This is a genomic window from Williamsoniiplasma somnilux (assembly GCF_002804005.1).
GTDB classification, from domain to species: domain Bacteria; phylum Bacillota_I; class Bacilli_A; order Mycoplasmatales; family Mycoplasmataceae; genus Williamsoniiplasma; species Williamsoniiplasma somnilux.
Map to the genome: position 1 here is coordinate 179,497 of NZ_CP024965.1, position 17,566 is coordinate 197,062.

Consider the following 17,566-nt stretch of genomic DNA (forward strand, 5'->3'; position numbering starts at 1 on the left):
ATAATTATGAGAGTTACCTTTGGTAGATATATTCCAACAAATTCAATAATTCATAAAATGGATCCAAGAATGAAATTGTTTATGATTTTATTATTAATTGTTTCAGTCTTTTTTCCAATTGGATTTACAGGATATATAATTTTATCAGCAACAATTTTAACTTTATTTGCTGCATCAAAATTAAGTTGAAGAATGTTATTAACTTTATTAGCTCCCGTAGGAATTATCTTCTTTGTTATTTTCCTTATTAATATTTTCATGATGCATCCAAGTGCTGATAATATTAATACTATTGTGACTAATGCATCTAGCATTCCAAATTTACAAAATTGAAACGTAACTTTTAGTAGTAGTGATTACATTTATGGTTTTATTGGTCCTAGTGCTTGAAGTAATGTTGATATGAACAATTTAGATCCTAAAGTTGCTAGTGCATTTAGTCAAATGGTTTCTTTAGGGCATTTTGTTAAATGAAAAGTATTTTGAGTTAGTGAAAAAGCCTTATACTCAGCATTTATGATGGGTTGAAGAATTTACTTAATGATAACTTTAACAACTATTTTAACGGGTTCAACTCAACCATTAGAGTTAACATTAGCAATCGAAGACTTGTTATATCCTTTAAAAATGATTGGAATTCCTATTTATATTCTTTCAATGATTATTTCAATTGCTCTACGTATGATTCCAACTTTAATTGATGAAGCAGGAAGAATTATGAAGGCTCAATCTTCAAGAGGAATTGATATTAAAAATGGAAAATCCAAAGACAAGGTTAAAGGTTTAACTTCATTAATTATTCCGCTATTAGTTTCTGCTTTCCAAAAAGCTGAAGATTTAGCCTATGCTATGGATGCTCGTGGGTATGATCCACATGCAAAAAGAACAAGATATATTCAATTTAAATTTAGAGGAATTGACGTGGCAATTTTTTTAGCAGGAATTGCTATTGCAACGTTTATTATTACTTATTCATTTGTGTTCCCCGTATCTGAAGCATTTTTACATATTCCATATGTAGATCAATTATTAAGTTAATGATGAGTTTATTATTAACACTAGCTTATGATGGTTCAGATTATAGTGGTTGAGTTATTCAAAAAAAACATCTAACCATTCAAGGGGAATTGAATAAAGCAATTAAAAATGTTATTAAAAATAATGATTTTAAAACAATAGGATCTTCAAAAACAGATGCTCATGTGCATGCAAGTGATCAAAAAGTTTTATTAACTATTAATTTTGAAATAAAAAATTTAGAACGTTTTCAACAAGCGCTAAATAAAGCTTTGTCTACAGCAATACAAATTCTTTCTATTGAAATTGTTAGCTCTGACTTTAATATTCGTCATGCTCGACAAAAAGAATATGAGTATACTCTTAATGATGTTGACACTAATGTTTTTAGCGCTCGTTTTGAAGAACAATGAAAATACGGAAAAATTGATATTGCAAAATTACAAAGTATTTTAAAGGTTTTTATTGGTGAGCATGATTTTAAACTTTTTTCAGGTTTAAGTCTTGAAGAGCAAAAAACCATTACAACGGTACGTACAATTGAAAATATTAAAGTGTTAAGGATCGACAACAAGGTTAAAATCATTTTTAACGGTAAAGCTTTTATTCGTTATCAAATTAGAATGATTGTCGGTACTGCTCTTAAAGCATATTTGGGTAAAGTCTCGCTTTCAACCATTTCAGAAAAACTTCAGGGATCAGGAACTAAATTACCTTATGTAGCTAATGCTGCTGGTTTGTGTTTAAAGAAAATAATTTTTTAAAAAATAAGTATTTTTAAACTTATTTTTTATTTTTTTATTGTATTATTATTTTATGAGAGACAAAGTTTAAAACAATGTCACGTTAGTTAAAAAATACTATTTTTAAATACTTTTGGATGATCTTCGGTGAGAAGGAAGTGTTTATTAATAATAATTTTTAACAAATTTAGTCTCTCAGTTAATATGAAAATCTCTATGAAAATAGAGTTTTTTTTATGCAATTTTAGTAAAATTATATAAATATGAAGGAATGATAAAATGGAAAGAAAAAAAACTTTAGTTGATAAAATTTCAATTTTCTTTACAGCTACATCGCTAGCTCATTTTTTATTGGCGTTTTTAATCACTCCAGATAAATGATTTTATTCTTTTGCTTTTACAACTTTAAACTTAGGATTAATTTTTGCAACATTATTGTTTTCGTTAACAATTTTAATTTTGTTGTCAAAGATTTTAAAAAATTATCGATTAGGCATTAAAAATTTGGTTAAAGTTCAGATTTCAAAAAACTTTAAAATTGCATTATTTTTATGAGCATTTGAAGTTTTAATAGAAATTATTATTTTCATTTCGTCTTTAACAAACCATATGGGAGAAATGAACTCTCTAATTGAATTAGGAAAAATGAATAATGAAGTTTTATATGCTGTTTATATTACTGAAATTGTTTCGATTTCACTAATGTTAGTAACAACAATCACTTCAACTGTCTTGCTATTATTAGCTTCAAAAGCACTTGCTTTTGTTTCTCAAAATGGTGATTTGGTAACTGGAGTTTGAACACTAGCTTATAACGTTTCTTTATTAATTAAAGATTTATTTAAAAAAAGAACCAAAGAAATTAAGGACATAGAAGAAAAAAAATCATTTAAAAATGATAATTTTGTTGTTGATAAATATAGTGACGTTGAATTAAAAATAACAACAATAGAAAATCAAAAGCTAAAAGAAGCAAAAAAAGGTTTAACACCTCCAGACTATTTATTTTAATTTTTAAAAATAAATAGGAGGAAATTTTAACATGAGAAAGAGCGTACATTTAACGTTCAAAAACTCAATTAAAAATACTTTTAGTAATTTTAGTCAACTTTTTGGGATGATAATGCTAGTTACAATGCTAGCTTTGGTCATCACTTTAATGACCTCTATTAATGATAGGGTATTGAGTAAACACGAACAATTAATTAAAGACTCGAATCAACACAATGTTGTTTTAAAAATGGATCCTGACTTAGGAGCTATCGTTCAAGCTAATAGTTTAGGATACAAAACAACAAATAACACAGAAGCTCAACAGTATTTGGTTAAAGAATTGCAAAAAGCATTTAAAGATGATGCGGATTTAGCTTTTAATTGATCACGTACAGAAGGAAGAGACTTCTCACAAACTTTTAACGAAAAAGGTCAACAAATGACAGTTAAAGCTGTCTCAAAATTAACAATTGATGGATCAACAGGGGTTGATAATTTAGTATTATCTTCTGGAAGAAAACCTGCTGATACTGATTTTGGATGACACGAAGTTGTTTTGGATTCAACTTTTGCTGAAATCAATAATATTCAAATTGGTTCGTTAATTAGAATGCAATTAGATGATTTTGGTGAACAATTTTTAGTAACTTCAGATAAAAATGCAAAAATGACTGAAGACCTTAAAAAAGACTTAGAAACTATTAAAAGTGAAGGAATTGCTAAAGCTGGGGGATTATACGAACGTTTATATAGTAATTACGGATGATTCCAAGTTGTGGGGTTAGGAAATTCTGCTGACTTTATGGCTCCGGTTTTAACTCAAGCTGGAGTTTTACCTAATCGTGAAACTGAAGCTTTAGTATATTTACAACCACAAGCTATGGGAATAGTTAAAAACGATGCAAATGATGCTTTTCGTTTTGATATTTCTTTAGGAAGATTAGAACCAGCTTCAACAGCTGATCAAGAGGTTTTTTATTCATTCAAAACTATTAATGGAAAAGAACCTAGCTATGATCTTTTACAAAAAATGAATGATTACTTTAGAACTGAAATTTTAAAGAATAATGATAAATCTGCTAAATATATTTATGGACTTAGCGATCATGATTATGTTTATGTTTCACGTACTTCAATGATTGAATCAACAATTAAAATTTATCAAATAATTGCCGGATGTATTTTGATTCTTATTTTTGGAGTGGCATTATACGTAATGGCATTAATTACTAAAAAACAAATTGAAAAAGCACGTGGCCAAATTGGAGTTATGAAAGCTCTTGGTTACAAAAAAATTAGTATTATTACAAACTTTATTATGACACCATTAATTACTTCAATTATTGGGGGAGTTTTAGGATTTATAATTTCAATTGGAGTTCAATCTGTTCTTGTTAGTCAATTAAAATTATATTTCTCATTAGATATTGCTGCTTTCAGTTTTGACTGAGTAGGATTTTTAGTTGTTGTTATTTTCATGTGAGTAGCATTAACAGCAATTGCTTTCTTAATGGCTTGATTAATCTTAAGAGCATCAGCACTATCATTAATTGCTGCCAACCAAAGCGCCAAAATTAATCGTTGAGGATTATTTGTTAAAAAAATTAATTTACGTCGTTCATTTGGTTCAAAATTAAGAACTGCTTTATTAATTGATGCTGGTGGTAAAATGGCTGGTGTTGGATTAGTTGTTCTCTTCTCAACATTCTTAATGACGATTTCTTATTTGGCCCCAAATATATTAAACAAATATAAAACAATGTCGTTTAACGGAATTAATTATGAACAATTAGTCGAATATGCAGAACCGGTTGCTAATAATCCATATACATTCTTGAAAACTTATAATAAAAATTCAACTTACAATGGTAATGGTGAATTTGATAACTTTAAGTACTCTTCGAAACTTCAAGGAATAACTGGATTACCTTTAAATGAAGATGGTTCATATGATATGGCAGCAATTACTAAAGCATATGTTGAAGGTAATGTGAGTTCAGACTTTTATTCACCATTTATTAAAACAGCAAATGAAATTCCGACAAGTCAAGAACTATCTTATGCAAATTCAAGAATGCTGGTTGGATCAAATGTTGCACTTTCTAATTCATTTCTTAAGTATATGGCACATTTAGCTCAACCTATGGACATGAAAGCAGGGGGTCTAATAGGAATGATTGCTAATCGAATAATGTGAGGCACATTATCAAATGAATGAGTGGATAGAAGAGTTATGATTGAAGAGTTAAAAAATATTTATTCTAGTTCGTATTCAGATATGTCTAATATTAATGAAATAAATAAAATTTTTAATATTTTTCAACAATTTTATTTAAAATATATTAATAGTATCGGGCTTACAATTTCTAATTTAAAAGGTGAAAATTTAAGTCAAGAAGAAATAATTTTAAGATTTAATAAAAATCAAAACAATTTACAAAATGAAAAATATCTAACCGTTCTTGAAGAAGATAATGATTTTATGTTTAGCAAAGTTTATATGACTTCATTAGAACAAAATATAGTAAAAGATATTACTGTTAAAATTTCTGATGGAATAAATGATAAAAAGTTCTCAATACAAGCGCAGGATTCAGGATTTGATTTTTCTAGATATAATCCAGAAAATGAAACTAACCTAGAAATTAGAAATAAAAATATGCAAATAGGTATTTATGAATTTTTAATATGATACTCAGCTATGTTTGGTTTAAGAGTTGATGAAGCAATCATACAAGCAGCATATTCTAGAGCTCCATATTTTGTTCAACAATATATGAAAAAAGATTGAGACTCAGAAACTTACACTCAGGCTTTCAATGTAATAAATTTTAATTTTGAAAGTGATGAATTAGGTACTTTGTTAAGGGCTCGAAACAACAAATTAAATTTCAAAATTTTTGGAATCAGTGGAGAAAAAAATTTAATGCAACTTTTTGATAAAGATAAAGAACTAAACAAATTATTATATAAAAATAATAAGAAAGAAATTGTCATTAATAAAACACTTTCTAAAAAGTTAGATATCAAAAGCGGTGATTCAATTATTGTTGATATTGAACAAAATGTCTTAAAACACAATGGAAAAATTATAAATTTATCACAATGAAAAGATGAAAAACAAAACACAAATTTAGTGAATAAAACTTTGTTTGCACCAGCCTTAGGTGAGGTGCCACACTATGATAAAGAAATGGGATTTATTCAACAAAGCGCAATTAATCCTTTGCACTCAACAATTGTTGGAGAAAAAGCAGCTGATGCTAAAGAGGATATTAGTATCTATTCTAAAATAGATCCAATGAAATCTCCTCAAGTGCACTCACCGCTTTTTGAAGATTATCTAAAAGGTAACTGAGATAATTCAAAAGTTTCTCATTCTGAAGAATTTAAAGTTGTAGGAATTCATGAACAATATGGAGAACCAGCAGCATGAATTAATAATGATGTTGCTAATGAAATTTTAGGATACGATAAAGTTCAAGAATATCTATGAGAAAATCAATTTGTTCCGCAATTTGGGAATTTCTTCGAAAACCCTGATTTAGAAGAATATAAATTAAAAAATTATGATGCAAATAAATTTAAAAAATTTGCTGATTTTGAAACCAATTATTTAAAACCAGAAATTGACAGCAAAGAAGAGGGTGTTGCTCACAACATTTTAAAACTATTTCAAAAAGTTGACCCAGTCTTTAACTATAAATATTCAAAAGATCCAAACATGGGAGACCTGGATTCATTAATTAGTGTTTGAACGCAATTTGGTGATTACAACCCTACAACTATGAATGGTAATAACAAAGATGTTGAAGGAATTGGTCAATCAGGATTCTCGGGAATTGTTCCTGTTGAAATGTCAAAAGCAATTTTAAATCAAATTTCAAATGTAATTCTTTCAGTATTAGTTCTAATTATTTTATTAGTATTAGTATTAACTTTTGTAATCATTTTATTAACCACATCATTGATAATTAGCGATAATGCTAAATTTATTTCAACAATGAAAGTGTTGGGTTACTCAAACAAATACATTGCCAAAAATATGTTAGGAATGTACTTCATCGTTATTGCTATTACCTTTGTAATTGGTTTTGTAGCAAGTTACTTATTATCAGCATTTATGATTAGTTTCTTAGCAAAAAATACCGCCTTAGTCTTACCATTTAGTTTCACTTGGTGAATTTTACCAGCAGTTATTTTATCTGTTATGGGAATTTATGCTGTAACAATTGCAGTTGGATTTAAATCAATTGCAAAAATTAACCCAACACACGTTTTACAAGCACAAACTATTTAATGGATTTTTGATTGAAAAAGCAATTGCTTTAAAATATAATTATTTATGCTTATACATTCAAGACCCCGGACAATGTCAAGGAGATATAGCACATGAAACAAACAACACTTATTTCTGCTAAAGATATTAAAAAAGATTGATATATCGTTGATGCAGAAGGACAAACAGTGGGACGTTTAGCAACTCAAGTTGCCTTAATTTTAAGAGGTAAAAATAAAGTTACTTTTACACCCCACATTAATAACGGAGATCACGTTATTATCATTAATGCTGAAAAAGCAATTTTTACAGGTAATAAAGAATCTGATAAAAACTACTATCACCACTCAATGCACCCAGGTGGATTGAGAAGAAGAAATGTTGCTACACAAAGAGAATTAGACGCAAGAAAAATTCTTGAACGTGCAATTAAATTAATGTTGCCAAAAAATGTGCAGGGAGCTAACCAATTTAGAGCTTTACATGTTTTTGCCGGAACAGAACACCCATATGCAGCTCAAAAACCAGAAGTATTAGTAATTAATACTAAAAAAGGAGAAACTAAATAATGGCATCAAGTAAAGTTATTTATCGTGGAACAGGAAGAAGAAAAACTTCTGTTGCTCAAGTTATCCTAACACCAGGAACAGGTTCAATCATTGTTAATGGTGTTGCTGCATTAGAATTCTTTCCATACCCAACATTAGTTCAAGACATGGAACAACCATTAGTTGCAACTTCAACTTCAAAAGACTTCGACATCACTGTTGTAGTTAAAGGTGGAGGATTTACAGGTCAAGCTGGAGCAGCTCGTTTAGGAATCGCAAGAGCCCTAATCGAAGCTAGTGAAGATTACCGTAAACAATTGAGAGCTCACGGATTATTAACTCGCGATGCTCGTATTAAAGAACGTAAAAAATACGGACTACGTGGAGCACGTAGAGCACCTCAATACTCAAAACGTTAATGAAAGAAAAAACAGCTTTACAGTTGTTTTTTTTATTTTAAAAAAAGTGCTGTTTTTGCCTTGCTTTTAATGACGAAAATCAATAAAATAAATATGTTGTTCGGAATATAGCTCAGCTGGTTAGAGCACTCCGCTGATAACGGAGAGGTCGTTGGTTCAAGTCCAATTATTCCGACCATTATAAAAAACAACAAAAGCACCACTAATTGGTGTTTTTTTTATTGCTATTTTAAATTAAACATTTAAGATTATATAAAAGTCATTTTTTAGAGGGGAAGGGGTCTTAAAATGTTTAAACGAACTAGGGGCGAAAAGAAGAATCGCTGGTTCGCTAGTCGTGCGTGATATGTGGCAGCTCTATCAATAATTTTATGAGCAATTTTACAAGAAATAATTATGGCCTCTACAGATATAGTTGATAATATTTTTGTTAATTTTTTGAAAGATGATCAAGTCAAAGGATTGAGTGGTTTAAACGATTCAATCAAGATGTCAGGTTTTTTAAATTTAACTGTTGATGATTTAATAAATGCTGGATTAAGTGAAAGTTATTTAGGTTTACAATACAAAGCTGGACAAATCGCCGTTAACGGAGTAACTGCTTCTAACCAAATGTATATGATTATGTTTTGTGCAGTTTCAGGATTTTGTTATGGATGTGGAATTTACTCTGCTCAATATTTTGGAGCTAAAGATTACAATAAACTAAAGCAAGTAACAGCTTTGAAAATGTATGTTGTGTTTGCAATTACTTTTGTGTTTGCAATTATGACAATTCCGGGCATTACTCGTCACATTATTGAATTCACGACTGAACCAAAATATGCTGACAAACCAACTTCAATTTTGGCCGCCGGAAGTGATGGACAAGACATTAAAGCTTGGTTTAATTACTTTCAATATCAATCATCAGTATTAGCAACAGATGAAGGAGTTATGTATTATCAAATTATTGCCCCATCTTATTTAATATTAGTAATTAATGAAACAGCAATTACTTCATTAAGAGAAACACGTCGACCATTCATTTCGTTTTGAATGTCATTAATTGCATTATCAACTAACTGTTTAATGAATGTCTTTCTAACTGCCCCAACTTTCTTGGGATCATTTGGAGGATTGGGAGTACAAGGAACTGCGATTGCAACATTTTCAGCACGTATTTTACAAATGATTTTTATTGTAGCTTTATTATCAATTAAACGTTATGAATTTATTCCTGGATGATATTCATTTAAGATTCAAAAAAATGTTTTTTCTCGTTCAATGAAAAAGGCTTCACCATTGCTAATGAATGAATTATTATTTGCATTTGCAGCTGTTTTACAAGTAAAACTAAAAGGTATGTATTCAGTTGAAGCATTAACAGCCAATGCAATTTTCTCAACAATAACAACTGCCATTTTCTCACCACTATACCATGGTTTGAATGCTGGCATAACCGTGTTTGTTGGGAATTCACTCGGCGCCAATAAGCTCGATGAAGCGCAATTTAACGCTCGTTACTTATTAGGACTAGGATTAGTGATTGCCGTTATTGCTTCTTCAATTTTGATTGGAATGAGCTATGTAATTCCCCAAACAATGTTTAGTAGTGCTAATGCTGAATCGCAAAGAATTGCCTTTTGAATGCTCTTTATTTACGCCTTCATATATCCTGCTACAATGGTCGCCAATGCTGCTTATTCCATTTTGCGAGCCGGAGGAGCTGTATGGTCTGCGACTTTACTTGATGGGGTCTTTAACTGAAGTATTGAAATTCCAGTTTTAGCAATTTTAATTTTATTAACAGTTAATGGAGTTATTCATTTAGATATTATATATATTCATTTAGCAGTTACTGCTTGTGAGATTTTTAAAGCTATTTGAGGACTTGCAATTTATTCTCGTAAAAGATGAGTAAACAACTTAACAATCGAAGTTGAAAAACCTTCAAAATTTAAAGAAATATCAAACAAGTTTAAGAAGAAAGAACAAAAAGTAGAATCAATGAACTAACAAGCATTTTATGCTTGTTTTTATTTTTGAGATTATCTTTTTAATTAATGTCAAAAATAGTAAAATAAATATAATGTAAAAGAGGTAACACATGGATTTTTCACATAAGGCAATTGAAAAAAAATGACAAAAATATTGAGCAGAAAACAACACATATAAAACCACAGAATCAAATTCTAAAAAAGCATTTATTTTGGATATGTTTCCATTTCCTAGTGGCGCTGGTTTACACGTTGGTCATATCAAAGGTTATACTGCTTCTGATGTTTTTGCTCGTTTTCGTCGTATGCAAGGTTATGATGTTTTACACCCAATTGGATGAGATGCTTTTGGGTTACCAGCCGAACAATATGCTCTAAAAACAGGTAATGATCCGCGTGATTTTACTTTAAAAAATATCGACACTTTTAGAAGACAATTAAAAGCTATGGCTTTCTCTTTTGATTTTGAAAAAGAAGTTAACACAAGTGATCCTAATTATTACAAAACCACTCAGTGAATTTTTCAACAACTATACAAAAAAGGTTTAGCAGAAAATCGTGATATTGATGTTAATTGATGTCAAGAATTAGGAACGGTATTAGCAAATGATGAAGTTATTATTGTTAATGGCAAAATGGTATCTGAACGTGGTGAACACTTAGTTGTTAAACGTAAAATGCGTCAATGAGTTTTAAAAATTACTGAATATGCTGAAAAATTATTAATTGGTTTAGATAATTTGCAATGACCTCAAGCTGTTAAAGAGGCACAAAAAAATTGAATCGGAAAATCAGTAGGAGCTGAAGTATTGTTTGAAACCGAATTAGGTATTAAAATTCCGGTTTTTACAACTAGAGTTGACACTATTTACGGTGTGAGTTATGTTGTTTTAGCCCCTGAAAATGAATTGGTACATAAAGTAACCACTCCTGAATACAAAGAAGAAATTGAACAGTATATTAATCAAGCTAAAATGAAAAATGAAATCGATCGTAAAGATGAATCTAAACCTAAAACCGGAGTTTTTACAGGAAGTTTTGTAATTAATCCAATTACCAAAGAAAAAGCTCCATTATGAATTGCAGATTATGTTTTAGATGGTTATGGCACAGGAGCTGTTATGGCGGTACCAGCTCATGACCCTCGTGATTGAGAATTTGCTCACAAATTTAATTTACCAATTAAATTTGTTTTAAAAACAAAAGATGAAAGCAAAGCTTTTGTTGGTGAAAGTGCTTATGTAAATTCTGAATCAATAATGGGTTTAAATAAAAATGCAGCGATTCAAAAACTTATTGAAATTTTAGAATCACAAAACCTAGGTTCAAAAAAAATTAATTATAAATTACGCGATTGAATTTTTTCTCGTCAACGTTTTTATGGAGAACCATTTCCTGTTTTATATAATGAATTAGGAGAAATTGAATTAGTTCCAGAACAAGAATTACCAGTAACTTTACCTAAAACTGAATACATTAAACCAAGCGGTGATGGTCGTTCACCATTAGCAAATGTTCATGATTGAGTGAATGTAGAAATTGCTGGCAAACATTTTGTGCGCGATACCAATACAATGCCTCAAACTGCAGGATCGGCATGATATTTCCTAGCTTACTTGTTGACTAATAAACCGGGTGAATTAATTGCGATCAACAGCGCTGAAGCTAAACAAAGATTTGCTAAATGAATGCCAGTAGATTTGTACATTGGTGGTCAGGAACATGCGGTTGGTCATTTATTATATGCTCGTTTTTGAACTCATGTTTTATATGATTTAGAAATTGTACCAACCCCTGAACCATTTCAAAATTATTTTAGTCAAGGAATGATACTTGGACCAGATGGACGTAAAATGTCAAAGTCATGAGGAAATGTTATTAACCCTGATGATGTCATTGATTCTCATGGTGCTGATACCTTGCGTTTATATGAAATGTTCATGGGTCCTTTAGAAGCGTCTTTACCTTGAAGTTATGATGGTTTAGATGCAGGATTAAAATGATTAAACAGAGCATACCGCGTTGTTTATAAAAACACATTTTCATTAATAAATAATGGCAATTTAGATTTTATTTACAATGACGTTGTTAAAAAAGTAACTCAGATGATTGAAGAATATAAATTTAATACAGCTATCTCTCAATTAATGATTTTAGTAAATGCTTTTTATAAAGAAATTCCAGGATCAGTTTATCAACCTTATGTTGAAGGTTTTGTAAAAATGTTAAGTTTATTTGCACCACATCTTGCAGAAGAAATGTGAAGAATGCTAGGGCAAAACTCAACAGTAACTTTAAGTGAGTGACCAGTATATGATGAAACAAAAATGATTATTAATAAAGTAACAATTGCTTTTCAAGTAAATGGTAAATTGCGCGGTTCAGCTGAGGTTGATTTAAATTTATCTTCAGAAGAAATTTTAACAATTGCTAAAAAAGATGCTAATGTTGTTAAATTTATTGAAGGAAAATCTATTGTTAAAGAAATTGTTGTTCCTAATAAAATTATTAATATAGTTGTTAAAGACTAACTAAAAAAGCAAGCGTATTTTATTTTGTAAATACGCTTGCTTTTGCTTTTTTGATATACTTTTAATAAGAAAGGAAAGATATGAGAAAAACAGTTAAACTATCAATTTTGTTATTAGTAGCAGCTGTGATGTATTTTGGTTATTCAGCATGAATTGACTCTGTTGCGCTTTTTAGTATCAATGGATTTTTAGAAGGTTCAACTGAATGAAAAGCAGCAGTTGACACATTTTCAAATTTACCAGGGACATTTGAACCAAATTATTGATCTGAATTGCAAAAAGCATTGGATCTTTACAATAGTACAGCAGCAACTGATAAACAACTTATTTTATCAGGTATTATGTCTTCAAGCTCATTGATGTACAAAATTTTATCACCATTTAAATTACTTTTATTTGGGGGTGTTATTGGATTATTTGTACCCTTGGCAAAACAATTATTTGCTTCAACTTTAATTGGTATGAAACAATATATTTCAGCACGCCAAACAAATGTATTATTCAATTATCAAAAAACAATTGATTATGCAAAAGATTTACATTCTAAACTATTAGCAAATGATTTTGAAGGAACTAAAGGACTTTACGCAAGCTATTCTGGTTTAGCGTTTAAACCAAGATTTTTAACTAATATGTTAGAAGAAATTGCTTTAAAGTTAATTAATTTCCAAGATGTTGACGTTTTTTCAACAGGTTCTGAAAAAGTTGTTGCTGCATTAGAAGAAATGTATGAAAAAGAACGTCGTCGTTCGTTGAATGGAAGAGGAGAAGAAATGTTCTTCGATTTCAAACGTGGTTATGAATACTGTGCAAATGGATCAAAATACATTATTGCATATTATTCAAACTTAAAAACTAACGACAAAACTAAAATTGAATGAAAATTATTTAGTTTAGAAATTACTAAATTTAATATTTCATTAATAGTAGCATTTATTCCAGCAATTTTACTATCTTCAGCAATTGCCGGAATTTTAGGTCAAGTGTTGCCAGCCGGTTATGCTTTGTATATTGGTTTAACATTTTTATGAGTTGTTTTTGCAATCATTTTGCATGCACTGCTAGTTTTCAAAAATAAAGAAAATAGAACAAACATTAAAAAATTAATTAAACCTGCTTTAACTTTCTACTCACTATACTTTGTAATGTTTATTACAATTGGTTTTGGTGCAGTTTCATTAATGGCTGTTGGGGATATTAGAAGCCCTGGTACAGCTGGTTTAATTTGAGTATGATTTTCAGCATTAGCTTACTTAGTTTTATCTGCATGTTTAATTTGGTATGTAATTTCAACATTAGTTGATGCATTCCGTTCACCAGATGGATTGACAAAAGCCTTGATTATTGATGGAATTATCTTGCCACTTGTTGCTTGATTATTAGTAACGGGAACAAACATCGCGATGATGGTGTTAAATAACATGTATCCAATTAGTGCGACAACCAATCCCGATTGAGTTGCTAAAGTAAGATCAATTTTATCTTATGCAAACCTAGGTATCTTAATAGTGTTCTGAATTTATCTATTTATTTCTAATTTCTTAATTGCTAACATTGTTTCTAAAAAATCAGCAATGCAACTATTAGAATCCGGAATTCAAGCAGATAAAAAATTTAAAGAAAAACAATCTAAATCAAAAGCTTAATTAGCACAAAAGTAAACTTAAAAGTTTACTTTTTTTATATGTTTTTTAAAAATTAAAATTTTTATTAGAAATGGAAAATTTTATTAGACTTTCTCATTTTTTTTATTTAAAAAAATGGTTATGATTAACTTGAGAACTTAATATTTTAAAGAAGCTTATATAGGATAACAAACGGGTTATCGATTCCACCTCTAGACCAAAAGTAGAGACTATAAGTTTTATTAATTCCCGTGAGAAATTATTACCTTACGAGCTTCTTGTAACATACGTTTTTAGAAGGGGTCTATTTATGACTAATTTGCAGTACGTATCAGCCATTCAGAAATTAATTGAAGGGTATGAAACGATAATCATTCATCGGCACATCATTCCTGATGGTGACGCTTATGGATCACAATTAGGATTAAAAGAATTAATAAAAACAAATTATCCAAATAAAGAAGTTTATGCAGTTGGTGAAGACATTAACTACTTAAAATTTATTGGATTAATGGATAAAAATATAATAGACGAAAAATATAAAAATGCTTTGGTAATTGTTACTGATTGCGGAAACGTTGAAAGAATTGATAACCAAAGATTTAAATTAGGTAAGCATTTATTAAAGATTGATCATCACCCAAACGCAACTCCCTATGGGGATACTTCATGAGTTGATGTAACATTTACTTCAGCTAGTGAAATGGTTGGATATTTAGCTCAACAACTAAATTGAAAAGTATCACCAACAGCTGGAAGAATAATTTATCATGGAATTTTAACAGATTCGTTAAGATTTTTAATCAAATCTACATCCTCAAGAACTTTGGAAGTGGCTTCTTGATTATTAAAATCAAATTTTGATTTAGGTCAACTTTATGAGGAAATGTATAAACGTAAATTGTCAGATTTAAAAATACAAGCTGAATTAATCGATTTAGTAAAAGTTGAAGATCAAGTTGGTTACCTTATCATTGATGAAAAGATTTTAAATAAATATCAAATACCATTTGAAGAAAACGGTAAATTCTCAAATCTGTTAAAAGATGTTGAAGGAATTGAAATATGACTAACATTTGCTGCTAGAGCAGACAAAAAATGAAGAGTTGAATTTAGAAGTCGAGAGTTAGCAATTAATCCCATTGCTGTTAAATACGGTGGAGGAGGTCACAACTTGGCATCTGGGGCCATTGTTGATGATCGCAACACAATTAATAATGTTATTGAAGATGCTAAAAAAATGATAAAAGGAGAATTTAAATAATGATTTTGAAATACAAAGTAAAAAAAGCTTTGTTGCCATTTTTTTTAGGAGCAGTTGTGGTTGCTGGAGCTTCAGCAACTTTAGCAGTTTCACTTAAGGATAGATCTAATAAAAATGTAGTATTTGAAATAGATTTAAACGTTGCTAAGAGCTCGGGATTTATTGCTGATGCTTACCGTAGAGCAGTTAATGACTTTAATGCTTGAAATAAAACTCATGGTTATACAGGAATTGATGTTGAACTAGATTTTGCACCAGCAAACGAAGTTTATAATAAATTAAATTCTAAAGCACAATTACCAAACTTATATCTTACATATGCTGATGGTGCTGTAAGATATGAAAAATTATTACCAGAAAAACAAAAAGATTTAGTTGTTGACATTGGAAACGTTATTAATTGAAACGATGAATATGAAGTTACTGTTGCTACTCCTGGTAAACCAACTAAAAAAGAACAAGTTTTGATGGACTCTTTAAAAAGATGAAAAAAACAGTCGAATAAAAATAATAACGAATTCATTGGTAAAGGTAATTTAGATGAATTAATGGAAAATTATAAAGATATTCCATCAGCAGTTCCGACACCTCAACCACAACAAAATAAAAACAAAACAATGCAAACAAAAGAAGTTCAAGAAGATTACAATCATTACACTCCTTATTTAGATTCGTTTATTCAAGAAGGATTGAGCAATGATGGTAAAATGTATGTTGCTCCAATCGGAAAATCGATTATGACCGGAATTATTAACAAAAAAATTGTTTCTGAAGTTTACTACATCGTAACTGGAAATATTTTAGACCCAACAATTTTTCCGATGGCTGAATACTTTAAGGTTTTAAACAATGAAGAAAATGCAGATTTAGCAAATCAAGATGATTTTAATAAAAATTATGAAACTGCCGTTTCAGACCCAGAGCTGCAAAATAAGGTCAGAGAAAACCAACCAAAAGTTGATTTTTCAGAAACAGTTAAAGACATTTCGGCAATTTCTTCAAATAATGTGTATAAAAAAGACGGAACAAAATCAATTAAAGATTTAGTTATAGAAATTTTTAAAGATTTAAAACATGAAGGTTCTTTGACTAGAAAGGATACTTTTAAAAGTGCTGAAGAATCTAAATTAACCAAAATATTTAGTGATATGAACAATGTTGAAATTATGACTTATGTATTTTGAAAAATTACTAATAATTCTTCTCTTTCTGATCAAAATAAAGTTAATTCTTATGCAATGGGTGCTGATGATATTACTGGTTTAGTTTATGCTAACATTGCAACCGGAGGAGAAGAGAATTTATATAATTACAATAATGATGATCCTTATTCAATACAAATTCAAAAAGAATCACACGGGTTACAAAGAACATTAGATTTATTTGGTATGGCAAATAAATTAGCACCTTTTGATGGTAATGGTAATGGCGGAAATGGGTCTCACCCTGGAACTATTTTTGGCGGATCTGGAGGTTATGGTTCTAACTATTTTGTTGATGGAGGAATGATGAATTATTATGGTTCGTCAGCCGGTGCGTCTCATTGATACTGACAAAAACCAAAAACTCAAGATAAATACAAAAGATTAGATATAACAACTAAAGTACATCCAGAAGATTTAGTTACAATTGGTGGGATTACAGACGGAGGGTCTGATAAGTCAAGTGTTGTTCAGCAAGGACCAGGAATTGCAATGTTTAAAGACAAAAATGTAGCTAAAAACAAAGTTGCTGCTAAATTCTTAAATTTCTTCTTACAACCTGATGCTGTTAGTCGTTTTGGAATTAAGGCAAGTTATATTCCATCTACCAAATCCGCATATGAATATAATGGACAACCAGGAATCTTTATTGAAAAAGGTTTTAATCAAAACGATAAAGATTATGGAACAGTTTATGCAAAAGAAGCTGTTGAAAAATATTTGGATGCAATTATTCAAAAGAAAATTAATCTTTGAACAGTAACACCATCGCCATTTGGCGACATTATGAGAGCTGGAGTTATTGCAGACTTTTTCGGCAAATATTATGGAACTGCTGATATTTCTGCAAAATGAGATGACAGTAGTGTTGACTTCTTTTGAGAAGCTGAGACCGGAAATATTGAAACCAAAATCGCTGACCTATTTGGTTCGTTTGCAGAATTGAAATGAATGGAGAACAAATAA

Annotated in this window: 11 protein-coding genes and 1 tRNA gene; all 12 read left to right on the forward strand. The window is 29.8% G+C overall.

The features are described from left to right. Positions 1–6 precede the first annotated feature (6 nt). The 12 genes from ESOMN_RS00825 (at position 7) to ESOMN_RS00880 (ending at position 17,566) form a co-directional block, all read left to right on the forward strand. On the forward strand, positions 7–1,038 hold the full coding sequence (locus tag ESOMN_RS00825) for an energy-coupling factor transporter transmembrane component T family protein (protein WP_024863763.1): 1,032 nt from the start codon (positions 7–9) through the stop codon (positions 1,036–1,038). Then, positions 1,035–1,781, forward strand: coding sequence for a tRNA pseudouridine(38-40) synthase TruA (gene truA, locus ESOMN_RS00830; protein ID WP_411572014.1), 747 nt, complete (start codon positions 1,035–1,037; stop codon positions 1,779–1,781). Before ESOMN_RS00825 ends, truA begins: the two co-directional genes overlap by 4 nt. A gap of 258 nt (positions 1,782–2,039) precedes the next feature. Continuing rightward, complete coding sequence (locus ESOMN_RS00835; protein ID WP_024863761.1) at positions 2,040–2,771, forward strand: hypothetical protein; 732 nt, start codon at positions 2,040–2,042, stop codon at positions 2,769–2,771. 31 nt (positions 2,772–2,802) lie between these two features. Next, positions 2,803–7,053 (forward strand): ABC transporter permease, encoded by a 4,251-nt coding sequence (locus tag ESOMN_RS00840; RefSeq protein ID WP_024863760.1) that lies wholly within the window; start codon positions 2,803–2,805, stop codon positions 7,051–7,053. Between the two features lie 92 nt (positions 7,054–7,145). Continuing rightward, positions 7,146–7,601: a 50S ribosomal protein L13 gene (rplM, locus tag ESOMN_RS00845; protein WP_024863759.1), complete on the forward strand. Its 456-nt coding sequence runs from the start codon at positions 7,146–7,148 to the stop codon at positions 7,599–7,601. Beyond that, on the forward strand, positions 7,601–7,999 hold the full coding sequence (gene rpsI / locus ESOMN_RS00850) for a 30S ribosomal protein S9 (protein ID WP_024863758.1): 399 nt from the start codon (positions 7,601–7,603) through the stop codon (positions 7,997–7,999). Before rplM ends, rpsI begins: the two co-directional genes overlap by 1 nt. 101 nt (positions 8,000–8,100) lie before the next feature. Further along, positions 8,101–8,177, forward strand: a tRNA-Ile gene (locus ESOMN_RS00855). 110 nt (positions 8,178–8,287) lie between these two features. After that, positions 8,288–9,997 carry an MATE family efflux transporter gene (locus ESOMN_RS00860; RefSeq protein WP_024863757.1) on the forward strand — a complete coding sequence of 570 codons (1,710 nt, stop codon included), beginning with the start codon at positions 8,288–8,290 and terminating at the stop codon, positions 9,995–9,997. 91 nt (positions 9,998–10,088) lie between these two features. Next, on the forward strand, positions 10,089–12,509 hold the full coding sequence (gene leuS / locus ESOMN_RS00865; RefSeq protein WP_024863756.1) for a leucine--tRNA ligase: 2,421 nt from the start codon (positions 10,089–10,091) through the stop codon (positions 12,507–12,509). 80 nt (positions 12,510–12,589) lie between these two features. Then, positions 12,590–14,155: a hypothetical protein gene (locus ESOMN_RS00870; protein ID WP_024863755.1), complete on the forward strand. Its 1,566-nt coding sequence runs from the start codon at positions 12,590–12,592 to the stop codon at positions 14,153–14,155. A 289-nt stretch (positions 14,156–14,444) separates the two neighbouring features. Beyond that, entirely contained in the window at positions 14,445–15,398 is a 954-nt protein-coding gene (locus tag ESOMN_RS00875; protein WP_024863754.1) for a DHH family phosphoesterase, read from the forward strand. Beyond that, a complete protein-coding gene (locus ESOMN_RS00880) occupies positions 15,398–17,566 on the forward strand; it encodes a type 2 periplasmic-binding domain-containing protein (RefSeq protein ID WP_024863753.1) in 2,169 nt (722 codons plus the stop codon). The genes ESOMN_RS00875 and ESOMN_RS00880 overlap by 1 nt, the downstream gene beginning before the upstream one ends.